We start from the raw sequence: 22,906 nt of genomic DNA, 5'->3' as shown, positions 1-22,906 counted from the left end.
ACGCCGGGTACGGCCTCCCTCGCCGAGCAACTACGGCAGTCTACTCGGCCTCCGCCCCACCACCCAATTGGATCACCCGGCGAAGCGCCCGGCGGAGCGCCCCGGGACGGACAGCGCACTGCCTATCCTTGCCGATCATGGACCTGCTGCTGCATCTGCGGTACTTCCGGACCGTCGCCGAGGAAGAGCACTTCGGACGCGCCGCCGAACGCCTGCACATGGCCCAGCCCTCCCTCTCCCAGCGCATCCAGCGCCTCGAACGCGAACTCGGCGTCCGGCTCCTCGACCGCTCCAGCCGCGGCACCACCCTCACCCCCGCCGGCCGCCTCGTCCTCACCGAGGCCGAACACCTCCTCACCGCCGCCGACCGGCTCACCGCCACCGTCGCCCGCGTCCGCAGCGGCCGGGCCGGCACCCTCCGCGCCGCCGTCCCACCCCGCCTCGGCGCCGCCGCCGTCGGCGCCCTCCTCATCGCCTTCCGCGACCGCTCCCCAGGAGGCGACCTCGACCTGCGGGAACTCACCACCGCCGAACAGACCGCCGAACTCACCGCCGGCACCCTCGACATCGGCATCGTCCGCCACCCCTGCCCCGCCCCCGGCCTCGCCTTCGGCCCCGTCCTCCACCAGCCCCTCGGCGTCCTGCTCTCCGACACCGACCCCCTCGCCCCCCTCCCCGAGATACCCACCGCCGCCCTCACCGGCCGCGACCTCGTCCTCTTCCCCCGCGCCGAAGCCCCCGCCCTCCACGAGGAGACCCTCACCACCTGCGCCCGCCACGGCTGCACCCCCGGCGCCCTCCACGAAGCCGCAGGACCCGACTTCACCCGCGGACTCGTCCTCTCCGGAGGCGCCATCGCCCTCCAGCCCCACTCCCCGGCCGAACCCGGCACCGTCTGGCGCCCCCTCCGCGACACCCCCCTCACCTGGCGCACCTCCGCCGCCTGGCCCCAGGGCCGCGACGGACCCGCCGTACGCCTCTTCGCCGACACCGCCCACGAGACCCTCCGCGAACACGCGCACATGCTCACCGACACCCCCACCGGGGCATCCGCGAGGATGGTCTTCCCCCGCCCCGCATCGGAGTTCCCCCTGTGACCGCCGCAGCCCGCACGCGCATCACCTCGGCCTTCACCGACGCGGGCGTCACCGGACAGCTCTACGCCACCGACATCGACACCGGCGCCTCCATCGCCCTCGGCGCCGACCGGCCCACCCCCACCGCCAGCGTCCACAAACTGTGCCTGATCGCCACCCTCTACCGCGAGGCGTCCCACGGCCACATCGACCTGCGCCGACCCGTCGACATCCCCGCCGAAGGCCGCTCACCCGGCGCCACCGGCCTCGCCGCCATGCGCGACGCCGCCCGCCTCTCCCTCCGCGACCTCGCCGGCCTCGCCGTCGCCGTCAGCGACAACACCGCCGCCGACCTCCTCATCGACACCATCGGCCTCGACACCGTCAACACCTGCATGAACGACCTCGGCCTCACCCGCACCGTCGCCGTTCACTCCATGCGCGAGCTCTACGCGACCCTCCGCGAGGACGCGGGCGGCGCACCCTCCGCCCTCACCGACCCCGCCGTCGTCGCCCGCCTGCGCGCCCTCGACCCGACCCGCACCAACCGCTCCACCCCCCGCGAGACCGCCCACCTCCTCGCCGCGATCTGGCGCGACGAGGTCTGCGCCGGAGCGTACGGAGAGGAACTGCGCGCCGTCCTCGGCCTCCAGGCATGGAGCCACCGCCTCGCCGCCGGATTCCCCTTCGACGACGTCCGGGTCAGCGGCAAGACCGGCTCCCTGCCGACGCTGCGCCACGAAGCCGGGGTCGTCGAGTACCCCGACGGCGGCCGGTACGCCGTGGCCGTCTTCACCCGCGCCGCCGCGACGACGGTGACACTCCCCGCGGCGGACGCGGTGATCGGCCGGGCGGCACGCATCGCGGTGGACGCGCTGAGGGCATGAGAAAGGCCCGCTCCCCCGAGGGGAAGCGGGCCCACCTTCTTCATGCCCTACGAGAGAGCTCAGTGCTCCTCGAAGAGGCTCGTCACCGAGCCGTCCTCGAACACCTCACGCACCGCGCGGGCGATCGTCGGCGCGATCGACAGAACCGTGATCTTGTCGAGCTCCAAGGAACCCGGCACCGGGAGCGTGTCCGTGAAGACGAACTCGCTCACCTTGGAGTTCTTCAGACGATCGGCGGCCGGCCCGGACAGGATGCCGTGCGTGGCCGTCACGATGACGTCCTCGGCACCGTGCGCGAACAGCGCGTCGGCGGCGGCGCAGATCGTGCCACCCGTGTCCACCATGTCGTCCACCAGGACGCAGACACGGCCCGCCACGTCACCGACGACCTCGTGCACGGTCACCTGGTTGGCGACGTCCTTGTCCCGGCGCTTGTGAACGATCGCCAGCGGCGCGTCCAGACGGTCGCACCAACGGTCGGCGACGCGCACACGGCCGGCGTCCGGCGAGACGATCGTCAGCTTCGAGCGGTCGACCTTGCTGCCCACGTAGTCCGCCAGGACCGGCAGAGCCGACAAATGGTCCACCGGACCGTCGAAGAAGCCCTGGATCTGGTCGGTGTGCAGGTCGACCGTGAGGATGCGGTGCGCACCGGCGGTCTTCAGCAGGTCCGCCACCAGACGGGCCGAGATCGGCTCACGGCCGCGGTGCTTCTTGTCCTGACGGGCATAGCCGTACGACGGGATGATCACGGTGATGCTCCGCGCGGAAGCCCGCTTCAGAGCATCGATCATGATCAGCTGCTCCATGATCCACTTGTTGATCGGAGCCGTGTGGCTCTGGATCAGGAAGCAGTCCGCGCCACGAGCCGACTCCTGGAAACGGACGTAGATCTCACCGTTCGCGAAGTCGAAGGCCTTCGTCGGCACGAGGCCGACACCCAGCTGGTGCGCGACCTCCTCGGCCAGCTCGGGGTGGGCGCGGCCGGAGAAGAGCATCAGCTTCTTCTCGCCGGTCGTCTTGATCCCGGTCACAGCACTGTCTCCTCAGACGTGTCCTCTGGTCGCGATCTCCGCGCTCCCGTGCGCGTGTGCGAGCCAGCCGAATTTATGTGCACGTATCACGGTACGCCGAGTTCGACGCACCCGTTTCCGGTCAGCTCGTGCCGGACGACCCCTCCGAGGCCGCCTGAGCAGCCTGCGCGGCGGCGCTTCCGGGCCGCTTACGGGCCACCCAACCCTCGATATTCCGCTGCTGGCCGCGGGCGACGGCGAGCGAACCGGCCGGTACGTCCTTGGTGATGACGGACCCCGCGGCGGTGTACGCGCCGTCCCCGATCGTGATGGGTGCCACAAACATGTTGTCCGACCCGGTCCGGCAGTGGGACCCGATCGTGGTGTGGTGCTTCGCCTCGCCGTCGTAGTTCACGAACACGCTCGCCGCGCCGATGTTCGTGAACTCCCCGATCGTCGCGTCGCCCACATAGGAGAGATGCGGGACCTTCGTGCCCTCGCCGATCTTCGCGTTCTTCATCTCCACGTACGTCCCCGCCTTCGCCTTCGGGCCGAGGTGGGTGCCCGGACGCAGATACGCGTACGGACCCACGGAGGAGCCCTCGCCGACCACGGCGGAGTCGGCGACCGTGTTGTCCACCCGGGCGCCCTTGCCGACCGTGGTGTCCCTCAGGCGCGTGTTCGGGCCCACTTCGGCGTCCTCACCGATATGGGTCGTGCCGAACAGCTGCGTACCCGGGTGGACCACCGAGTCCGGCTCGAACGTCACCGTGACATCGACGAGCACCGAAGAGGGGTCGACGACCGTGACGCCGGCCATCATCGCCCGCTCCAGAAGGCGCTGATTGAGCAGAGCGCGGGCCTCGGCGAGCTGAACCCGGTTGTTGATGCCCAGGATCTCCCGGTGATCACCGGCGACCGAGGCGCCGACCCGGTGACCGGCCTCGCGCAGGATCGACAGGACGTCCGTGAGGTACTCCTCGCCCTGGCTGTTGTCCGTCCGCACCTTGCCGAGCGCGTCGGCGAGCAGCCGGCCGTCGAACGCGAACACCCCGGAGTTGATCTCCCGGATCGCCCGCTGCTCGTCCGTCGCGTCCTTGTGCTCCACGATCGCGGTCACGGCGCCCGAGGCGTCCCGGACGATGCGCCCGTAACCGGTGGAGTCCGGCACCTCGGCGGTCAGCACGGTGACGGCGTTGCCATCGGCGGCGTGCGTGCCGGCCAGCGCCTTCAAGGTCTCCCCGGACAGCAGCGGTGTGTCACCGCACACGACGACAACGGTCCCTTCGGGCGCCTGACCCAGCTCCTCGAGCCCCATACGGACGGCGTGACCGGTGCCGTTCTGCTCGTGCTGCACGGCGGTACGGGTCCCGGCGTAGTGCGCGTCGAGATGCGCGGTGACCTGCTCACGGGCATGCCCGACGATGACGACGAGCTGCTCGGGCTCCAGCTCGCGCGCGGCGGAGACGACGTGTCCGACGAGGGACCGTCCGGCGATCTCGTGCAGGACCTTGGGGGTCTTGGACTTCATGCGGGTGCCCTCACCCGCTGCGAGGACGACGACGGCGGCCGGGCGGTTGGCGCTCACGGGAATGCCCTTCGGCTTCGGGTGGTGGACAACCGCAGGATACCGGGGGGTTTCGGAGCGGAAACGAGTGCGGGTCCCGACCGAGGAGGTCGGGACCCGAGGTGTGCTCCGCCGGCTGGATTCGAACCAGCGTCTCAAGGCTCCAAAGGCCTGCGGGATGCCGCTACCCCACGGCGGATCTACACCAGACCTTACCCGAGCCTCACCCCGGCGTCGGCCACGATTCCCTTCCACCACCCTTCGATGCGCCGGTACAGGTCAGCGCCCTGAAGGACCGAGATGACGAGGCACCCTCGGTAGCTTTCGCCGACGTTTTTGCGCACGGTCTTGGGGTTGTGCTTCTTGAGCGTGGTCTTGCCCAGAGCCCCGGTGTCGATCGCCGCGACGTCCGCCCAGTACCGCTCGGCGGCGGACACGTCCGCCGATTCGTGGATCATGACGCGGAACCGCAGACGCTCTCTCGCCACTCCCAGCAAGTCGAGCCACGCCAGATAGACACGGATCACATCCACGTCGCTGTTGACAAAGATCGTCACCTCGCGGCGGTCGTACGGCTTGTCCTTGGAGCCTTCGGCCCAGTAAAGGCCGACGCCGACGAGGAACAACTCCCGATCGGTCATCGCGCCGATCTCGTCGGTTGCGGCCTCCTTGGTGCGGCGGCGTGCGGCGTCCCGCATCTGAAGTTCGTGGTCCCAGCGCTTCCGCGCAGCGATCTTGGCCTGTTCCGTCGGGTCCCGTCGCTCCGGCTTCGGGAGGTCCCGTACCCACAGCGAGATCGAGCTCTTCGAGCAGCCCAGCTCCAGCTGGATCTGGTCGTAGGTCATGCCCTGGAGGCGCAGCTCGCGGGCCCGGTCTCGGAGGTCGTCCTTGGCACGTGGGCGCTTCGTCCAGTCCGGTGGGGGTTCCCCCTTCACCAGGCGGTTGAGGAGGTCGTTGTTGCCGATCTTGAGGCGGTCGCGGATCTGGCGCAGGCTGAGGCCCTCGCGGCGTAACGCGATCGCCTGTTCGCGCAGGGACTCGAAGTCCGCGTACTTGCTGGTGGCGGATGTCATACGAACACCATCGTCCGGAATGCGGACGTCCGGGTCGAAAGCCTGGGCGATTCAGTAGTTCGAGGGACGGGTGTGCGCGCGAGGTTGACGCGGGTCGCACGGAGGTCGGGCGGTCCTCGGAAAATGACTCGCGCCCGCCCGTAGGCTGGTCGCTATGACCACAACGGGGGCGTACCAGGACGCGGCGGGTTCCGTCGCGCGGGGCTGGTGGTGGTGGGGGAGACGGCGCAGTGCGGTGCTCGACGGCGGGCTCGCCGTCGTGTCGGCGCTGGAGTGCGGGCTGGAAGGGGTCGGTTTCGCCGGTGAGGCGGGGCTGCCCGTGCCCGTGGGGGTGCTGTTCGGGCTGGTCGTCGGATCGGTGCTGCTCGTGCGGCGCCGGTGGCCGATCGCCGTGGTGCTCGTCTCGATCGCCGTCACGCCCGCCGAGATGGGCTATCTGATGGGGGTCGTCGGGCTGTACACGCTCGCCGCCTCCGAGGTGCCCCGCCGGATCACGGCCGCGCTGGCCGGTATGTCGACGGTCGCCGTCTTCATCGTGACCGTGGTGCGGCTGCGCCAGGACGTCGCGCAGGCCGATGTCGATCAGCAGGACTTCGATCCCAGCGGCTGGTACGTCCCTCTGGTCTCGCTCTTCATGACGTTGGGCCTCAACGCGCCCCCTGTGCTCTTCGGCCTGTACATAGGGGCACGGCGTCGGCTCATGGAGAGCCTGCGGGAGCGTGCCGACAGTCTGGAGCAGGAGCTGTCGCTGCTCGCCGACCGGGCGGAGCAGAGGGCCCAGTGGGCGCGGCGGGAGGAGCGGACCCGGATCGCGCGGGAGATGCACGACGTGGTCGCGCACCGGGTGTCGTTGATGGTGGTGCACGCGGCTGCGCTGCAGGCGGTGGCGTTGAAGGATCCGCAGAAGGCGGTGAAGAACGCGGCGCTGGTCGGGGACATGGGCCGGCAGGCGCTGACGGAGCTGCGGCAGATGCTCGGTGTGCTGCGTGAGGACGTGGCGCCGTCTCCGGCGGCCCCGGTGCCGTTGGCGGCGGTCGGCCGGGCGGCGGCTGCCGCCGCCGAGGCGGCCTCGGGGGACGGTCCGTGTCTGGACGCGCTGGAGGACCTGGTCGAGCAGTCCCGGCAGGCCGGGGTGGTGGTCGAGCTGATGGTGCTGGGTGAGGTGCGGTCGTACGCGGCGGAGGTCGAGCAGACCGCGTACCGGGTGGTTCAGGAAGCGCTGACCAATGTCCACAAGCACGCGGCCGGTGCGAAGGTCGTCGTCCGCCTCGCCCATCGGGACGGGGAGGTGGCGGTGCAGGTGGAGAACGGCCCGTCGGACGCGGGTGCGGCCGATGCCGATCTGCCGAGCGGTGGCAACGGTCTGGTGGGCATGCGGGAGCGGGTGACTCGGTTGGGCGGGGTGTTCGTGTCGGGTCCGACGGATGCGGGTGGTTTCCGGGTGTCGGCGGTGTTGCCGGTGCGGGAGGAGCGGGCGGCGTAGCCGGAGCGGCTTCGGATATCGGAGCCAGGACATTGGATGTTGGATCCTGGATATTGGATCCAATGCCTCCGTGCCGGGCCGCCGAGCGCTCAGCCGGTGACCAGCCGGGTCGGCTGCGCCCCCGTGATCAGCGTCGACAGGGCCGCGTCGATGTCCTGGCCCAGGAACCAGTCGCCCGTGTGGTCCAGGCCGTACACCCGGCCCTCGAGGTCGATCGCGAGCACCGCCTGGTGTTCGCCCTCCTCGCCCAGTGGCGCGATCTCGGTGTCGAGTGCGCGTCCCAGGTCCGCCAGGGTGCGGGCCAGGTGCAGGCCGGCCAGTGGGTCGAAGCGTACGGTCGCCGGGGCGATCTGGCGGCCGCTGCCCGGCGCGCTGACGCGCAGGCCGCCGAACTCCGCCCATGCTTCGACGGCCGCCGGGAAGACGCTGTGCCGGTGGCCGCCGGGGGAGACGTGGGCGCGCAGGGCGTCGGCCCACTGTTCGGCGCGTTTGATGTCCCAGCGGCCCGGTTGCCATCCGGCCTCGCGGAGGGCGGCGTCGATGTTGACCGGGAATCGGGTGGTGCTCAGGTGGTCGGGCATGAAGGTGCGGTCAGCCGTTCTCGACAGTCGAGGTGGGGTCGACGGTGCGGACGCCGAAGTGGGCGAGCATCGCCGTACAGGAGCGGCAGGGTGCGGCGTAACTGCCGTGCAGTGGGTCGCCGTCCTCGCGGATGCGGCGCGCGGTCAGTTTGGCGTGCTTGAGCGAGCGGCGGGCCTCGCTGTGTGTGAGCGGCTTGCGCTGGGCCCGCTTGGAGCGGCCGGTCTCGGCGGCGGTGAGGTGGCGGGAGAGCAGGATCGCCTCGGGGCAGCGGCCGGTGAAGCGCTCGCGCTGTCCGCTGGTGAGGGTGTCCAGGAAGTCCTGGACGAGGGCGTGCAGGACGGGCGGCTGGTCGCCGCGGCCCGCGGTGCACGTGAGGGTTTCGCCGCGGACGGAGAGCGCGGCTCCGACGGTGGGGAGGATGCCGTCGCGGCGGAAGCGCAGTAACGGGGCGCGGCTGGGCTCGGTGCTGCCCCAGTTGAGGCGTGGGTCACCCTGCGTGGGCGTCGGTGCTGCGTACATGGTGCGTGTCTTCCCCTCCTGCAATCCCCCGAGTTGCGGGAACAGACTGCCAAATGGGACGCCTCATGTGGAAGCGGGGTACGGAAACGGGGTGTCGGTGTGTCGGAACTATCGCCGGTGTGTCATCCGCCCGTGACACTTGGTCACGGACTGTGGCCGTGGCCGTATCGGGCCGGGTGGAGTGCTTGTGGCAGCGCATAGGCTGTGCGGAATCAGCCAGTAGCCAGCGCAGGGGGCAACCGCCATGACGACAGGTCGGCTCGGGCTGGGGGTACCTCCCGGCCCCCAGGGCCGGGGGAATGCCGCGCCACCGAACGCGGCTTACGCCGGGCAGGTCGTGCATTTCCCGGACCCGGTCCGCGCCTCCCGGCACCCGAGAGGGGTGCGGGTGGACGAACGGGGTTATCCGGACTTCTCGCCGTACGCCCGGGCGGCGGCGGAGATCGCCGATCCGCCCGAGGGCTTCGGCGTCGACGAGTTGCGGCTGACGGACTACGTGTCGGCGAATTCGGCGCTGGCCGCGACCGGCCACGAGCTGTGGGACACGATTCCCCCTGTGGCCACCCCGCACGGCTGGACCTGGCACCACGTGGCGGGCAGCCGGAGGATGGAGCTCGTACCGGTCGAGGTGAAGGCGTTGCTGCGTCACCACGGCGGGGTGTCGACGGCCGCGGTCGACCACGGCAAGCGGGGTACGCGCCCGCTGCAGGAGACGCGGCCGACGCACTTCGGGCTGCCGAAGGGCCTGGTGTCGGTGTCCGAGCAGCAGCTGCTCGGTGTGGAGGAGGACCTGGGGTACCGCCTGCCGGGCGCGTACCGGTCCTTCCTGAAGGCGGCGGGCGGTTGCGCGCCGGTGGGCGCGGCGCTCGACGCTGAGCTCGGTCTGCTGGTGGACCAGCCGTTCTTCACGGTGCGCGAGGAGGCGGGGGTCAACGACCTCGTCTACGTCAACAAGTGCCTGCGTGACCATCTGACGAAGGACTACCTGGGCGTCGCGTTCGTCCAGGGCGGGATCCTCGCGGTGAAGGTGAAGGGCGAGAGCATCGGGTCGGTGTGGTTCTGCGCGTACGACGACGCGCGCGACGTCAGCGAGGCGGCCGGGTGGAGCGTGAACGAGCGCGTGGAGCGCCTGCTGCTTCCGTGCGGTGAGGACTTCGACGCGTTCCTGCAGCGCCTCGCCGGCAATCCGCCGGAGCTGGAGACGGTGGCGAACCTGATGGTGGACGGCGGCTTCGCGCGCGCCGTGCCCGTGGTCCCGGTAGGGGAGTGAGCTGGCTGTGGTGACGTTCGCGCAGGCGCAGGAGCGCGCCGAGGAATGGATCAACGGTGACGTGCCGGCGTACCAGCACCGTGAGGTGCGGGTGCGGGAGTTCGAGCTGGGCTTCGTCGTGTGGGCGGAGGACCGCGAGGACGGCCCGACCTCGGACGGCGGCCGGCAGCGGCTGGTCATCGCGCGGGACAGCGGCGAGGCGACGTTGTGGCCCGGGCTGCCGGTGGGTGAGGTGATCCGGCGGTACGAGGAGGAGTACGGGGCCTCGGGCGAGGCCGACGCGGGGGCGGCGGCGCCCGCGCCGCCGGAGCGGGTCGATCTGAACGCGACATCGTTCCTGCTGAGTCCGCCGGAGTGGCTGCAGGACGCGGCGGACAAGCTGGGCCTGCCGTCGGCCCCGCCGAAGGGGCCGAACGTCTCGCAGGCGAGCGGGAGTTCGTCGTCTCCGGAGACGACGGGTGCGGTGACGGACGCGGTGTCGGGCACGTCGTCCGGTGCCGGTGCCGGTGCCGGCACCGGTTCCGGTGCTTCGGCGGGCCGTCCGGTCGACTACGAGCCGACGGCCTCGGACGGGGTGCCGGCGAGCAGCCCGTGGGTGGACGCGAACGCGAGCTCGGGCGGGGCGGAGGGCTCGGTGCCGCTGCCTGCGACGGTCTTCGCCCCGCCGCTCTCGGGCGCGGACGACGAGGACACGCCGCCCCCGGTGGTGGGCGCGGACGCCCCGACGGCCCTGATGTCGGCCGGCAGCGCGCTTCCGCCGACGGCGGTCGCCCCGGCCCTCGACCCCCACGCCCCGCCGCCGCCCGGTGGCCCCGGTGCGCCGGGCGGTTCCGGTAGCGCGTTCCCGTCCGGTGGTTCCGCGTCCATTGGCGGTTCCGGCGCGCCGTCGGCTCCGGGCGCCTCGGGTGCTTCCGGTGGGCCTTCGGCTCCCAGTGCTCCGGGTGGTCCGGCGTCTGCCGGTGGGCCCGGCGCGCCTGGCACTCCCGGCGTGGCTCCGGCACCCGGCGCGCCTGGCACTCCCGGCGTGGCTCCGGCACCCGGCGCACCCGGCGCACCCGGTGGGCCCGGGGCGTCTGGCGCCGTGTCCGTGCCCGGTGCGCCCACGCCTCCCCCCGCTCCCCGCGGGCCCGGCGGGTCCGGGGCCCGGGACATCGCGGACGCCGCCACCAGCAAGGCCGTACTGTCTCCGCGCGGCCCGCGGTCGACCGGGGGGAATCCTCCTCCTCCGCCGCAGGCGCCGGGGGTTCCCGGTGCCGGCGCGTCCGCGGGGGCGTACGTACCGACGCAGATGGTGGCGCAGCTCGGGCCCGACGGGCCCCAGCCTCCCGGGCCTCCCGCCCCGCCCACCCCTCCGCAGCCCGTGCACCAGGCCGCGACCATGCTCGCGCACCCGAGCCAGGGCGGGCCCGGCTCGCCGCCGCCTCCGCCCGCGCCGCCGGGCATGCCCGGCGGTTCCGACGGTGCCGGTGTCGCGCACGCGGCGACGATGCTCGCCCACCCCGGGCCCCAGGGCATCGCCCCGCCCGGACCTCCTGGCGCGCCGGGCGCTCCGGGTGCCCCCGGGACCCCGCCCGGTGGCGTGCACCACGCGGCGACGATGCTCGCGCAGCCCGGTCCTGGCGGTCCGCCGGCCCCGCCGGTGCCGCCGCCGTCCGCGCCGGGCGCCCCGCTGGGTGCGCCCACGCCGCCGCCCGCGTACGGGTACCCGCAGCAGCCCCCTGGTCAGCCGACCGTCGGCCCCGGCTACCAGGCCGTGCTGCGCTACCGCGCGCCCGACGGCTCGGAGGCGCAGATCATCCGGCGGTCCGCTCCCGGCACTCCGCACCCCGAGTGGCAGATCCTGCACGAGCTGCGCGCCATGAACGTGCCGCCGCAGCAGGTCCTGGAACTGCACACGGAGTTGGAGTCCTGTGAGCTGCCGGGCGGTTACTGCGCCCGGATGATCCGGGAGACCTGGCCGCAGGCGCGGATCACCAACATCGCGCCGTACGGCAAGGATCACGCGGGCCGTCAGCAGGGGATGCGGCAACTCCTCACTCACCAGGGTGAGTTGCATCAGGTCGCGGACGGTCCGGCCCGCCCGGCGCCGGTCCGTGCCCCGCTGCCGCAGGTGCAGCCGGCGCCGCCGATCCCGCCGGAGGGTGTCGCGCAGGAGCTGGCGGGCGCCTTCGGCCCCGGCATCTGCCGGTTCGACCAGCGGGCGGTGTCCCGGCAGGGCGTTCCGGAGATCGTGGCGCTGACTCTCGTATGGGCGGGTCTGCCGGCCGATTTCGGGCCGTTCTTCTGGGCCCAGCCGGCTCATCCGGTGGTTCCGACGCTGGCCGAACTCGCGGCCCAGCGGCAGGTGCAGCCGGCGGCGGACGCGGGGTCGTACCTCGTGATCGGCTCGGACTTCGGGCGGGCGATCTGCGTCCAGTACGGGACCGCGCACATCGTCGCCGTACCGGTCGAGGCCGGTCCGGGCGGACAGCCGGTGCCGCCGCAGTTCGTGAACAGCGGGCTGCCGGAGTTCACCCGGTCCATGGCGCTGCTCGGCCGGATGTGGCGGCTGCGGTTCGGGCTCAACCCGGAGCAGGCGGGCCGCTGGACGGTCGACTTCCAGGCGCAGCTGGCGATGCTGGACCCGGCGGCGCTGGCGTCGCCGGAGAACTGGTGGTCGGTGCTCCTGGAGCAGATGTGGGACGGACTGCTCTAGTACGCCACTAGTCCGTTCGTGACCGAAGGCGCCCGACGTGTACGTCACGTCGGGCGCCTTTTGTCGTGTCTGATGGTGTCTTATGTCGCATCCTGGGCATGCGGGCCATTACGGAAAGGGCGTCAGGGATGGGTTTCTCCGTCGGACGGGGTCGCGGTTACCGGCCCGAGCAGGTCGACCGCCGCCTCGCCGCGCTCTCCGGTGAACGCGACGCCGCGTGGGAGCGGGCGGCCCGGCTGACCGTCCTCGCGAAGGAGATGGAGGCGGAGGCGGCCCGGTTGCGCACCGAGGTCGCCGCGCTCGCCCCGCAGCGGTACGAGTCGCTGGGCGAGCGGGCCCGGAAGATCCTGGAGCTGGCCGAGCAGGAGGAGCATGCGCTCGTGACCGCGGCCGAGGCGGCGGCTCAGCGCACCGCCGGGCAGGCGGGGTCGGCGGCGGCGCGGACGGCCGAGGCGGCGCGGGTGTACGCGGACGGCGTCCGCGCCGAGGCCGAGTCCACGGCCCGGGAGACCCTGAGGAAGGCCGACGGCGAGGCCGAGGCGATCCGCGCCCACGCCCGCCGCGCGGCCGAGGGGGAGCGTGGCGCCGCCCATGACGACTTCGAGGAGGCGACCCGCCGGTCGGCGACGCTCCTTGCGGGTCAGGAGCGGGAGCAGGCGGCGGTACGGGAGGAGGCGGAGCGGGTCGCGACGGCCCGGGCGGCAGCGCTGGACGCCCGCCACGAGGAGCTCGTCATCTCCGCGGAGGCCCGCGTGGCCGATGCCCGGCGCGCCCTCACGGAGACGGAGGAGCAGTCCCGGCACGGCCAGGAGGACGCGGAGGCCCGGGCCGCCGAACTCCTCGCGGAGGCCCGGCTGCACGAGGAGCGCACCGAGCGCGAGACGGAGCGGATCCTGCGGGAGCACGAGGAGGCACGGGAGGAGATCCACGCCCGCATGAACCACATCCGCACCGCCCTGGCGACCCTCACGGGACGCCCGAACCCGGAGCCGGACAAGGGAGAGCAGGCCGCGAAGGACGACGAGGGCGACTGAGCTGCCCCGGGATAAAGCCCTGGGACAAAGCTTCACGCCTCGGCGGGCCGGTCCTCCTCCTTCAGGATCGGGAAGCGGCGCGGGGCCAGGATCAGCAGGACCAGGAGGGCCAGCGCCGCCGCCCCCGCCGCGCCCAGGTAGACGTGGTCGACGGCCGCGTCGATCGCGCGGCGCAGGGTGTCGTCGGCGTGGTCCAGGCGGGGGCCCAGGGTGTCCAGGTCCTGGCCGCCGCCGAGGCGGGCGGCCAGGACGCCGTTGGCGATCGCGCCGAAGAGGGCCGCGCCCACGCTCTGGCCGACCTGGCGGCAGAAGAGGACGGACGCGGTCGTCGTACCGCGCTCCTCGTAGGGGACCGTCGACTGGACCCCGACGATCAGCGGGAGCTGGAAGAAGCCGAGCGCGCCGCCGAGCAGCAGCATGAGCAGGGCCGGCTGCCAGGGCTCTCCGGGGAACGGCAGGAAGGGGAAGGCGAGCAGGACGAGGAGGGCGAGGGTGATGCCGACGATCGCGGTGAGGCGGAAGCCGATGCGGTTGTACACACGGTTGGAGAGGGCCGCGGTGACCGGCCAGCTGAGGGTCATCGCGGAGAGGACGAAGCCGGCGGCCGTCGCACCGAGGCCGAGGACGGCCTGGGCGTAGGTGGGCAGGAAGACGGTCGGGGCGACCATGACCAGGCCGAGCGCGCCGAGGGCCAGGTTGACCGCGGCGATCGTGCGGCGGCGCCAGATCCAGCCGGGGATGACCGGTTCGGCGGCCCGGCGCTCGATGAGGACGGTCACCCCGGCGAGCAGGAGGGCACCGCCGAAGAGGCCGAGGGAGGGCGCGGAGAGCCAGGGCCAGGCGACGCCGCCCTGGACGAGCGCGGTGAGCAGCAGGGCCCCGGTGGCGAAGACGGCGACCGCTCCCGCCCAGTCGACGGACACGGTGCGCGGTGCCTCTCGCGGTGGCTCCACCAGATACCGTCCGACCAGCCATAGCGCCACCAGGCCCACCGGCAGGTTGATCAGGAAGATCCAGCGCCAGTCCGCGTACCCCGCGAGGAGTCCGCCGGCCGCCGGGCCCGCGACGGAGGCCGTGGCCCAGACCGAGGAGAGCTTGGCCTGGATCTTCGGGCGTTCCTTCAGCGGGTACAGGTCGGCCGCGATCGTCTGGATCGTGCCCTGGAGCGCGCCGCCGCCCAGGCCCTGGACCACCCGGAACGCGATCAGCGAGCCCATGTTCCAGGCGGCCGCGCACAGCAGGGAGCCGACGAGGAAGAGGATCGTTCCGGCGATCAGGACCGGCTTGCGGCCGAAGGTGTCGCAGAGTTTCCCGTACACCGGCAGCGTCACCGTCACGGCGAGCAGATAGCCGGAGAACAGCCAGGAGAAGACCGAGAGGCCGCCGAGGTCGCCGACGATCTGCGGCACGGCGGTGGCGACCACGGTGCCGTCGAGCGCGGTCAGGCCCATCACGAGCATGAGCGCCGCGACGACGGGGCCGCGTCCGCGCGGAGTGGTGGCCGGGGGCGCGGCCTGCCGTGTCGTCGTCTCGGTCACCCCGGAACCCCTCTCTCCACCCTCGACGCCGACCTGAATGCGTCGTACACCTAATTCGTCGGGACAGCCTCTCACTCGAACCACGGGCCGAGAACCCCTAGGGGCACCTCCCCCATACGGGGCAGGGGCCGCTCGTCCCGGCGGAGGACGAGATGGTCATGCTCCGGTCCTTAGCTTGGTCTTACGGAAAACCCCAGGGCGAAGTGTGCGGCCAGCACCAGAGACCCGCCGGCCCTCTCTCTCGCAGACTCGACACGAGTCGGATCCGCCCCAGACATAGGAGACATACCGTGACTTCGGCTGTGACCATCCCCCATCACGGGAGTACCGGAGGGCGTACGGCCGTCGCCGCGAGGGCGCGGCAGGTCGTCAAGGCGTACGGCGCCGGCGAGACGCGGGTCGTCGCGCTCGACCACGTCGATGTGGACATCGCCCGCGGGCAGTTCACCGCGATCATGGGCCCCTCGGGCTCGGGCAAGTCGACGTTGATGCACTGCCTGGCCGGTCTCGACACCGTCACCAGCGGCGAGATCTTCCTCGACGAGACCGAGATCACCGGCCTGAAGGACAAGAAGCTCACCCAGCTGCGGCGGGACCGGATCGGCTTCATCTTCCAGGCGTTCAACCTGCTGCCGACCCTGAACGCGCTCGAGAACATCACGCTCCCGATGGACATCGCGGGCCGCAAGGCCGACGCCGCGTGGCTCGACCGGGTCGTGTCGACCGTCGGTCTCGCCGACCGGCTGAGACACCGGCCCACCCAGCTCTCCGGCGGCCAGCAGCAGCGCGTCGCCGTGGCCCGCGCGCTCGCCGCCCGCCCCGAGATCATCTTCGGTGACGAGCCGACCGGAAACCTCGACTCCCGCGCGGGGGCGGAGGTGTTGGGCTTCCTGCGGCAGTCCGTGGACGAGCTGGGCCAGACCATCGTGATGGTCACGCACGACCCCGTCGCCGCCAGCCACGCCGACCGCGTCCTCTATCTCGCGGACGGCCGGATCGTCGACGAGATGTTCCGGCCCACCGCCGACGCCGTCCTCGACCGGATGCTCCTCTTTTCTGGGGGACACCCCCAGACCCCCGACTTCGACGGCGCGGAGCGGACGTCATGACCGTGGTCAAGACCTCACTGCGCAACTTCCTCGCGCACAAGGGACGCATGGCGCTCTCCGCCGTCGCCGTCCTGCTTTCCGTGGCGTTCGTGAGCGGCACGCTCGTCTTCACGGACACCATGAACACCACCTTCGACAAGCTTTTCGCCTCGACGGCCTCCGACGTCACGCTCAGCCCCAGGGATTCGACGGTCGAGAGCGAGACGTCGCAGACCGGCCGGCCCGAGACCCTGCCCGCCTCCCTCGTGGAGCGGGTCCGCGAGGCGGAGGGTGTCAAGGACGCCCAGGGCTCGGTCATCTCGCTGAGCGTGACGGTGGTGGACTCCCGTGACAAGAACGTCGGCCCCACCAGCGGCGCACCGACCATCGCCGTCAACTGGTCCGCCAACGAGCTGCGTTCGGTGGACCTGACCTCCGGCCACGAGCCGCGCGGACCCACCGAGGTGATGGTCGACGGCGACACCGCCGAGAAGCACGGGCTGAAGATCGGCGACGAGCTGCGCACCATCGCCGTCACCGGCGACTTCACGGCCCGGATCTCCGGCATCGTCGACTTCAAGGTCACCAACCCCGGCGCCACCGTCGTCTACTTCGACACCGCCACCGCCCAGCGCGAACTCCTGGGCGAGGAGGGCCTGTTCACCCAGATCACGGCCGACGCCGCCCCCGGCGTCAGCGACGAGACGCTGAAGGCGAACATCGTCGCCGCGGTCGGCGGCGGGTACACGCTCCAGACCGCGGCCGAGGTCGCGGACGCGGGCCGCGAGGACGTCGCCGGGTTCCTCGACGTCATGAAGTACGCGATGCTCGGCTTCGCCGGAATAGCCTTCCTCGTCGGCATCTTCCTCATCGTCAACACCTTCTCCATGCTGGTCGCCCAGCGCACCCGCGAGATCGGCCTCATGCGGGCCATCGGCTCCAGCCGCAAGCAGGTCAACCGCTCCGTCCTCGTCGAGGCCTTCCTCCTGGGTGTCGTCGGCTCGATCGCCGGTGTCGCGGCCGGCGTCGGACTCGCGATCGGTCTGATGGAGCTCATGTCCTCCATGGGCATGGAACTGTCCACCGACGATCTGACCGTCCGCTGGACGACGCCCGCCGTCGGTCTGCTCCTCGGCATCGTCGTCACCGTCCTCGCCGCCTACATCCCGGCCCGCCGGGCCGGCAAGATCTCCCCGATGGCGGCCCTGCGCGACGCCGGGACCCCTGCCGACGGCAGGGCGGGGCGCATACGCGGCGGGCTCGGCCTGGCCCTCACCCTGGGCGGCGGCGCCGCGCTGTGGACGGCGACCCAGGCCGAGAAGGCCTCCGCCGGCTCCCTCTGGCTCGGCCTCGGCGTCGTGCTCTCGCTCGTCGGCTTCATCGTCGTCGGACCGCTCCTCGCGGGCGGCGTCGTGCGGGTCCTCGGCGCGGTCGTCCTGCGGGTCTTCGGCCCGGTCGGCCGGATGGCCGAGCGCAACGCGCTGCGCAACCCGCGCCGTACGGGAGCCACCGCCGCCGCCCTGATGATCGGGCTCGCGCTGGTCGCCTGCCTGTCGGTCGTCGGCTCGTCCATGGTCGCCTCGGCCACCGAGGAGCTGGACCGCTCGGTCGGCGCGGACTTCATCGTCCAGTCCACCAACGGGCAGCCGGTCATGCCGCAGGCGCAGGCGGCCCTGGAGAAGACGCCCGGCCTGAGCCACGTCACCGAGTACAAGTGGATCGAGGCGACGATCACCGGCCCGAAGGGCAAGGCCGTCGAGAAGGGCGTGGTCGCCGCCGACCCGACGTACGCGAAGGACCTGCGCCGGGACACCACCGCGGGCACCCTCACGAAGGCGTACGACAAGAACGCGATGTCCGTCGGCAGCGACTACGCCACCGAGCACGGCGTGAAGGTCGGCGACGTCCTGACCGTCGCCTTCAAGGGCGGCGAGAGCGCGAAGCTCACGGTCGCGGCGATCACCTCGGACGAGAACAACGTCGACAAGGGCGTGATGTACACCAACATCACCACCGCGGCGCAGCACCTGCCCGCCGACAAGCTGCCGCAGAGCATGATCATGTTCGCGACGGCGGAGGACGGCAAGGAGACGGAGGCGTACGCGGCCCTCAAGGACTCGCTCGCCGCGTACCCGCAGTACAAGGTGCAGAACCAGGCCGACTACAAGGAGGACCTGAAGGACCAGGTCGGCCAGCTCCTCAACATCGTGTACGGGCTGCTGGCGCTCGCGATCATCGTCGCCGTGCTCGGCGTGGTGAACACGCTCGCGCTGTCGGTGGTCGAGCGGACCCGGGAGATCGGCCTGATGCGGGCCATCGGCCTCTCGCGCCGCCAGCTGCGCCGCATGATCCGCCTGGAGTCGGTGGTCATCGCCCTCTTCGGCGCCCTGCTCGGGCTCGGCCTCGGCATGGGCTGGGGGACGGCGGCCCAGAAGCTGCTGGCCCTGGAGGGCCTCGGGGTTCTGGAGATCCCGTGGCCGACGATCCTGACGGTCTTCGTCGGCTCGGCGTTCGTGGGCCTGTTCGCGGCGCTGGTCCCGGCGTTCCGCGCGGGCCGGATGAACGTCCTGAACGCGATCGCGACGGAGTAGCGGTCGGCGATACGGAGTGGGTACGGCCCTGGTGACGCTCACCGGGGCCGTACGCGCGCTCACACGGTGAGCACCGGCACGTCGTAGAGCGGGATGTGCTTGTCCCGGGTGACGAGGGTGAGCCCCTCGGTCTGGGCCTGGGCGATCAGTATCCGGTCGAAGGGGTCGCGGTGGTGGGGCGGGAGCTGCCCGGCGCGGATGCCGTGGAGCCCCGTGATGGGGAGAGCCTTGAGTTGGCAGTCCCGGGCCCGCTCGGGCAGGTCCGCGGGGCCTTCGAGCTTGCCGAGTGCTTGCTTGACGGCCAGTTCCCAAGGCGTGACGGCGCTGACGTAGGCGAGGGCCTCCGTGTCGAGGAGATCCTTGGTCTCGTCCGACAGCTGGGGGGAGTCGAGCAGCCACCACACGACGACGTGGGTGTCGACGAGGAGTTTCACTGGGCGGAGCCCTCCGGGTGCAGGCCGAACGCCTCGGCGAAGCCGGGGTCGTCCGAGAGGTCGTCGAAGTCGTCACGGAAGACGACGGGCTCGGTGAGGGAGCCGCGCGCGGTCCGCCGAACCTTGGAGGCCAGCGGGATCACCTTCGCGACCGGCTCCCCCGACTTGCTGATGATGACCTCTTCGCCCGTGGCGACCACTTCCAGGATCTTTGAGAAGTGGGTCTTCGCCTCGTGGACGTTGTACTGCCGGGCTGCTTCCATGGCGGCCTCTCACAGCTAGGTGGACTAAGTGATGGACTTAGCTTAGAGGTGTGTGCCGATCGGGGGCCAGCTCCCTCACTCCACCGAGTGAACGCTTTCCCCCGCGCCGGTGAGTCGCCCACGTCGTAGGCTGGGACCACCCCGGCCGTCGTGTCGGGAACCCCCGGCCCGTCCCACGTGCCGGGCTGTTCGCGTTGCCCGTTTGCCCCGCATGACCACCCCGGGATGGAAGTCCATGAGCCTGCACGGTCTGCTCGACGTCGTCGTCAAGGACGCGGCCCTCGCCGAAGCGGTGAAGGCCGCGGCGGACGGCAACCGCATGCACGTGGACCTGGTCGGTCCGCCGGCCGCGCGGCCCTTCGCGCTGGCCGCGCTCGCCCGGGACGCCGGCCGGACCGTCCTCGCCGTCACCGCGACCGGCCGGGAGGCCGAGGACCTGGCCGCCGCCCTGCGCAGCCTCCTCGACCCGGACACGGTCGTCGACTACCCCTCCTGGGAGACGCTGCCGCACGAGCGGCTCTCGCCCCGTTCCGACACCGTCGGACGGCGCCTCGCCGTGCTGCGGCGCCTCGCGCACCCGTCCGCCGACGACCCGTCCTCCGGTCCGGTGTCCGTCGTCGTCGCGCCCGTACGGTCCGTGCTCCAGCCGCAGGTCAAGGGGCTCGGCGACCTGGAGCCGGTGGCCCTGCGGAGCGGGCAGACGGCGGACCTGAACGAGGTCGTCGAGGGCCTCGCGGCCGCCGCGTACTCCCGGGTCGAGCTGGTCGAGAAGCGTGGCGAGTTCGCCGTGCGCGGTGGCATCCTCGACGTCTTCCCGCCGACCGAGGAGCACCCGCTCCGGATCGAGTTCTGGGGCGACGACGTCGAGGAGATCCGTTACTTCAAGGTCGCCGACCAGCGCTCCCTCGAAGTCGCCGAGCACGGCCTGTGGGCGCCGCCCTGCCGCGAGCTGCTGCTGACCGCTTCCGTACGGGAGAAGGCCGCGGCCCTCGCCGAGGCGCACCCGGAGCTGGGCGAGCTGCTGGGCAAGATCGCCGAGGGCATCGCCGTCGAGGGCATGGAGTCCCTCGCCCCGGTCCTCGTCGACGACATGGAGCTGCTGCTCGACGTCCTGCCCAAGGGCTCCATGACGGTGGTCTGCGACCCCGAGCGGGTCCGTACCCGGGCCGCGGACCTGGTGGCGACCTCGCAGGAGTTCCTCCAGGCGTCCTGGGCGGCCACCGCCGGGGGCGGCGAGGCGCCGATCGACGTCGACGCGGCCTCCCTGTGGGGCATCGCGGACGTACGGGACCGGGCGCGCGAGCTCGACATGATGTGGTGGTCGGTCTCCCCGTTCGCCGCCGACGAAGAGCTCGACGCGGACACGCTCAAGCTCGGGATGCACGCCCCGGAGACGTACCGCGGCGACACCGCCCGCGCGCTCGCCGACACCAAGGGCTGGCTGGCCGACGGCTGGCGCACGGTGTACGTCACGGAGGCGCACGGCCCGGCGGCCCGTACGGTCGAGGTGCTGGGCGGCGAGGGGATCGCGGCCCGGCTGGAGCCGGACCTCACGGAGATCACGCCGTCGGTCGTGCACGTGGCGTGCGGCTCCATCGACTACGGCTTCGTCGACCCGGCGCTCAAGCTCGCCGTCCTGACCGAGACCGACCTGTCGGGGCAGAAGGCGGCCGGCAAGGACGGCCAGCGGATGCCGGCCAAGCGCCGCAAGACGATCGACCCGCTGACCCTGGAGGTCGGCGACTACATCGTGCACGAGCAGCACGGCGTCGGCCGGTACATCGAGATGGTCCAGCGCACGGTGCAGGGCGCCACCCGCGAGTACCTCCTCGTCGAGTACGCGCCGGCCAAGCGCGGCCAGCCCGGCGACCGGCTCTACATCCCCACCGACCAGCTGGAGCAGGTCACCAAGTACGTGGGCGGCGAGGCGCCGACGCTGCACCGGCTCGGCGGCGCGGACTGGACGAAGACCAAGGCGCGCGCGAAGAAGGCGGTCAAGGAGATCGCCGCCGACCTGATCAAGCTCTACTCGGCCCGTATGGCGGCGCCCGGCCACGCCTTCGGCCCGGACACCCCCTGGCAGCGCGAGCTGGAGGACGCCTTCCCGTACGTGGAGACGCCCGACCAGCTGTCCACCATCGCCGAGGTGAAGGAGGACATGGAGAAGACGGTCCCCATGGACCGTCTGATCTGCGGCGACGTCGGCTACGGCAAGACCGAGATCGCGGTCCGGGCGGCGTTCAAGGCGGTGCAGGACGGCAAGCAGGTCGCCGTCCTCGTCCCGACCACCCTGCTCGTGCAGCAGCACTTCGGGACCTTCTCGGAGCGGTACTCGCAGTTCCCCGTCGTCACGCGCGCACTCAGCCGCTTCCAGTCGGAGAGCGAGTCCAAGGCGACGCTGGAGGGGCTGCGGGACGGTTCGGTCGACATCGTCATCGGCACGCACCGGCTGTTCTCGTCCGAGACGAAGTTCAAGGACCTGGGTCTGGTCATCGTCGACGAGGAGCAGCGCTTCGGTGTCGAGCACAAGGAGCAGCTGAAGAAGCTGCGGGCCAACGTCGACGTCCTGACGATGTCCGCCACCCCCATTCCCCGTACCCTCGAGATGGCCGTGACCGGCATCCGCGAGATGTCGACGATCACCACCCCGCCGGAGGAGCGGCACCCGGTCCTCACCTTCGTCGGCCCGTACGAGGAGAAGCAGATCGGCGCGGCCGTCCGGCGTGAACTGCTGCGCGAGGGCCAGGTCTTCTACATCCACAACCGGGTCGAGTCGATCGACCGGGCGGCGGCGCGGCTGCGGGAGATCGTCCCGGAGGCGCGGATCCAGATCGCGCACGGGCAGATGGGGGAGAGCGCCCTGGAGCAGGTCGTCGTCGACTTCTGGGAGAAGAAGTTCGACGTGCTGGTCTCCACGACGATCGTCGAGTCCGGCATCGACATCTCCAACGCCAACACGCTCATCGTCGAGCGCGGCGACAACTTCGGCCTCTCGCAGCTGCACCAGCTGCGCGGCCGTGTCGGCCGGGGCCGGGACCGGGGTTACGCGTACTTCCTCTACCCGCCGGAGAAGCCGTTGACCGAGACCGCCCACGAGCGGCTCGCGACGATCGCCCAGCACACCGAGATGGGCGCGGGCATGTACGTCGCGATGAAGGACCTGGAGATCCGCGGCGCGGGCAATCTGCTCGGCGGCGAGCAGTCCGGCCACATCGCGGGCGTCGGCTTCGACCTGTACGTACGGATGGTGGGCGAGGCGGTCGCGGACTACCGGGCGCAGATGGAGGGAGGCGCCGAGGAGGAGGCCCCCCTGGAGGTCAAGATCGAGCTCCCGGTCGACGCCCATGTGCCGCACGACTACGCGCCGGGGGAGCGGCTGCGCCTGCAGGCGTACCGCGCCATCGCCTCGGCGAACTCGGAGGAGGACGTCAAGGCGGTACGGGAGGAGCTCACCGACCGCTACGGCAAGCTGCCCGAGCCGGTGGAGAACCTGCTCCTGGTGGCCGGCCTGCGGATGCTGGCGCGGGCCTGCGGGGTCGGCGAGATCGTGCTGCAGGGCCCGAACATCCGCTTCGCGCCGGTGGAGCTGCGCGAGTCGCAGGAGCTGCGGCTCAAGCGGCTCTACCCGCGCACGGTCATCAAGCCGGCCGTCCACCAGATCCTGGTGCCACGCCCGACGAGCGGGAAGATCGGCGGGAAGCCGGTGGTGGGCCGGGAACTGCTCGCGTGGACGGGCGAGTTCCTGACGACGATCCTGGGGTCGTAGGGGAGGGTCGTCCGGGGACGGCGGGCG

17 protein-coding genes and 1 tRNA gene are annotated in these 22,906 nt (G+C 71.7%); 9 read left to right on the top strand and 9 right to left on the bottom strand.

The window, feature by feature from the left end; genetic code table 11:
• Positions 1-137: 137 nt before the first annotated feature.
• Positions 138-1,097 (top strand): LysR family transcriptional regulator, encoded by a 960-nt coding sequence (locus tag ACFYV5_RS27500; RefSeq protein WP_389172773.1) that lies wholly within the window; start codon positions 138-140, stop codon positions 1,095-1,097.
• Complete coding sequence (locus ACFYV5_RS27495; RefSeq protein WP_389172771.1) at positions 1,094-1,963, top strand: serine hydrolase; 870 nt, start codon at positions 1,094-1,096, stop codon at positions 1,961-1,963. The genes ACFYV5_RS27500 and ACFYV5_RS27495 overlap by 4 nt, the downstream gene beginning before the upstream one ends.
• Positions 1,964-2,022: 59 nt before the next feature.
• Here ACFYV5_RS27495 and ACFYV5_RS27490 read toward each other — a convergent pair whose 3' ends face one another.
• The 4 genes from ACFYV5_RS27490 to ACFYV5_RS27475 form a co-directional block, all read right to left on the bottom strand.
• Positions 2,023-2,997, bottom strand: a complete 975-nt coding sequence (locus ACFYV5_RS27490; protein ID WP_355114489.1) for a ribose-phosphate diphosphokinase — start codon at positions 2,995-2,997, stop codon at positions 2,023-2,025.
• 121 nt (positions 2,998-3,118) lie between these two features.
• The gene (glmU, locus tag ACFYV5_RS27485; RefSeq protein ID WP_389172768.1) at positions 3,119-4,564 is read right to left on the bottom strand and encodes a bifunctional UDP-N-acetylglucosamine diphosphorylase/glucosamine-1-phosphate N-acetyltransferase GlmU; all 1,446 of its coding nucleotides are present in this window, start codon (positions 4,562-4,564) and stop codon (positions 3,119-3,121) included.
• A gap of 106 nt (positions 4,565-4,670) precedes the next feature.
• Positions 4,671-4,742 (bottom strand) — tRNA-Gln (locus ACFYV5_RS27480).
• A gap of 13 nt (positions 4,743-4,755) precedes the next feature.
• Positions 4,756-5,616: a hypothetical protein gene (locus tag ACFYV5_RS27475; RefSeq protein WP_389172767.1), complete on the bottom strand. Its 861-nt coding sequence runs from the start codon at positions 5,614-5,616 to the stop codon at positions 4,756-4,758.
• A gap of 154 nt (positions 5,617-5,770) precedes the next feature.
• Here ACFYV5_RS27475 and ACFYV5_RS27470 point away from each other — a divergent pair, with 154 nt between their 5' ends.
• Positions 5,771-7,099 (top strand): sensor histidine kinase, encoded by a 1,329-nt coding sequence (locus tag ACFYV5_RS27470; RefSeq protein WP_389172765.1) that lies wholly within the window; start codon positions 5,771-5,773, stop codon positions 7,097-7,099.
• An 89-nt stretch (positions 7,100-7,188) separates the two neighbouring features.
• Here the strand turns inward: ACFYV5_RS27470 and ACFYV5_RS27465 are convergent, their stop codons facing one another.
• Together ACFYV5_RS27465 and ACFYV5_RS27460 are read right to left on the bottom strand one after the other, a co-directional pair.
• Positions 7,189-7,680: an SUKH-3 domain-containing protein gene (locus tag ACFYV5_RS27465; protein WP_389172763.1), complete on the bottom strand. Its 492-nt coding sequence runs from the start codon at positions 7,678-7,680 to the stop codon at positions 7,189-7,191.
• Between the two features lie 10 nt (positions 7,681-7,690).
• Positions 7,691-8,200, bottom strand: coding sequence for a YwqJ-related putative deaminase (locus tag ACFYV5_RS27460; RefSeq protein ID WP_355114499.1), 510 nt, complete (start codon positions 8,198-8,200; stop codon positions 7,691-7,693).
• Positions 8,201-8,444: 244 nt separating this feature from the next.
• On the opposite strand from ACFYV5_RS27460, the gene ACFYV5_RS27455 reads away from it, so the two are divergent.
• The 3 genes from ACFYV5_RS27455 to ACFYV5_RS27445 all read left to right on the top strand — a co-directional run bounded on the left by ACFYV5_RS27455 (position 8,445) and on the right by ACFYV5_RS27445 (position 13,199).
• Positions 8,445-9,470: an SMI1/KNR4 family protein gene (locus ACFYV5_RS27455; RefSeq protein ID WP_355114500.1), complete on the top strand. Its 1,026-nt coding sequence runs from the start codon at positions 8,445-8,447 to the stop codon at positions 9,468-9,470.
• Between the two features lie 7 nt (positions 9,471-9,477).
• The gene (locus ACFYV5_RS27450; protein ID WP_389172760.1) at positions 9,478-12,165 is read left to right on the top strand and encodes an SUKH-4 family immunity protein; all 2,688 of its coding nucleotides are present in this window, start codon (positions 9,478-9,480) and stop codon (positions 12,163-12,165) included.
• A 128-nt stretch (positions 12,166-12,293) separates the two neighbouring features.
• Entirely contained in the window at positions 12,294-13,199 is a 906-nt protein-coding gene (locus tag ACFYV5_RS27445; protein WP_389172758.1) for a cellulose-binding protein, read from the top strand.
• Positions 13,200-13,231: 32 nt separating this feature from the next.
• On the opposite strand, the gene ACFYV5_RS27440 is transcribed toward ACFYV5_RS27445, so the two are convergent.
• On the bottom strand, positions 13,232-14,737 hold the full coding sequence (locus ACFYV5_RS27440; RefSeq protein WP_389172756.1) for an MFS transporter: 1,506 nt from the start codon (positions 14,735-14,737) through the stop codon (positions 13,232-13,234).
• Between the two features lie 290 nt (positions 14,738-15,027).
• Here ACFYV5_RS27440 and ACFYV5_RS27435 point away from each other — a divergent pair, with 290 nt between their 5' ends.
• Positions 15,028-15,846: an ABC transporter ATP-binding protein gene (locus tag ACFYV5_RS27435; protein ID WP_389172754.1), complete on the top strand. Its 819-nt coding sequence runs from the start codon at positions 15,028-15,030 to the stop codon at positions 15,844-15,846.
• Complete coding sequence (locus tag ACFYV5_RS27430; protein ID WP_389172752.1) at positions 15,843-18,416, top strand: ABC transporter permease; 2,574 nt, start codon at positions 15,843-15,845, stop codon at positions 18,414-18,416. The genes ACFYV5_RS27435 and ACFYV5_RS27430 overlap by 4 nt, the downstream gene beginning before the upstream one ends.
• Positions 18,417-18,475: 59 nt before the next feature.
• Here ACFYV5_RS27430 and ACFYV5_RS27425 read toward each other — a convergent pair whose 3' ends face one another.
• Positions 18,476-18,850, bottom strand: a complete 375-nt coding sequence (locus tag ACFYV5_RS27425) for a type II toxin-antitoxin system VapC family toxin (RefSeq protein ID WP_355114510.1) — start codon at positions 18,848-18,850, stop codon at positions 18,476-18,478.
• Positions 18,847-19,113 carry a type II toxin-antitoxin system prevent-host-death family antitoxin gene (locus tag ACFYV5_RS27420; protein ID WP_355114512.1) on the bottom strand — a complete coding sequence of 89 codons (267 nt, stop codon included), beginning with the start codon at positions 19,111-19,113 and terminating at the stop codon, positions 18,847-18,849. Before ACFYV5_RS27420 ends, ACFYV5_RS27425 begins: the two co-directional genes overlap by 4 nt.
• Positions 19,114-19,348: 235 nt before the next feature.
• Between ACFYV5_RS27420 and mfd the strand changes: the two genes are divergently transcribed.
• Positions 19,349-22,879, top strand: coding sequence for a transcription-repair coupling factor (gene mfd, locus ACFYV5_RS27415; protein WP_389172749.1), 3,531 nt, complete (start codon positions 19,349-19,351; stop codon positions 22,877-22,879).
• Positions 22,880-22,906 lie beyond the last annotated feature (27 nt).

Origin of the sequence: Streptomyces sp. NPDC003035 (assembly GCF_042888285.1) — a bacterium.
Classification (GTDB): domain Bacteria; phylum Actinomycetota; class Actinomycetes; order Streptomycetales; family Streptomycetaceae; genus Streptomyces.
This window is presented reverse-complemented; position numbering and strand designations above follow the sequence as displayed.

Coding starts and splice junctions, on each gene's coding strand:
- ACFYV5_RS27500 (WP_389172773.1), top strand. CDS start 138: ATGGACCTGCTGCTGCATCTGCGGTACTTCCGGACCGTCGCCGAGGAA.
- ACFYV5_RS27475 (WP_389172767.1), bottom strand. CDS start 5,616: ATGACATCCGCCACCAGCAAGTACGCGGACTTCGAGTCCCTGCGCGAA.
- ACFYV5_RS27470 (WP_389172765.1), top strand. CDS start 5,771: ATGACCACAACGGGGGCGTACCAGGACGCGGCGGGTTCCGTCGCGCGG.
- ACFYV5_RS27465 (WP_389172763.1), bottom strand. CDS start 7,680: ATGCCCGACCACCTGAGCACCACCCGATTCCCGGTCAACATCGACGCC.
- ACFYV5_RS27460 (WP_355114499.1), bottom strand. CDS start 8,200: ATGTACGCAGCACCGACGCCCACGCAGGGTGACCCACGCCTCAACTGG.
- ACFYV5_RS27455 (WP_355114500.1), top strand. CDS start 8,445: ATGACGACAGGTCGGCTCGGGCTGGGGGTACCTCCCGGCCCCCAGGGC.
- ACFYV5_RS27445 (WP_389172758.1), top strand. CDS start 12,294: ATGGGTTTCTCCGTCGGACGGGGTCGCGGTTACCGGCCCGAGCAGGTC.
- ACFYV5_RS27430 (WP_389172752.1), top strand. CDS start 15,843: ATGACCGTGGTCAAGACCTCACTGCGCAACTTCCTCGCGCACAAGGGA.
- ACFYV5_RS27420 (WP_355114512.1), bottom strand. CDS start 19,113: ATGGAAGCAGCCCGGCAGTACAACGTCCACGAGGCGAAGACCCACTTC.
- mfd (WP_389172749.1), top strand. CDS start 19,349: ATGAGCCTGCACGGTCTGCTCGACGTCGTCGTCAAGGACGCGGCCCTC.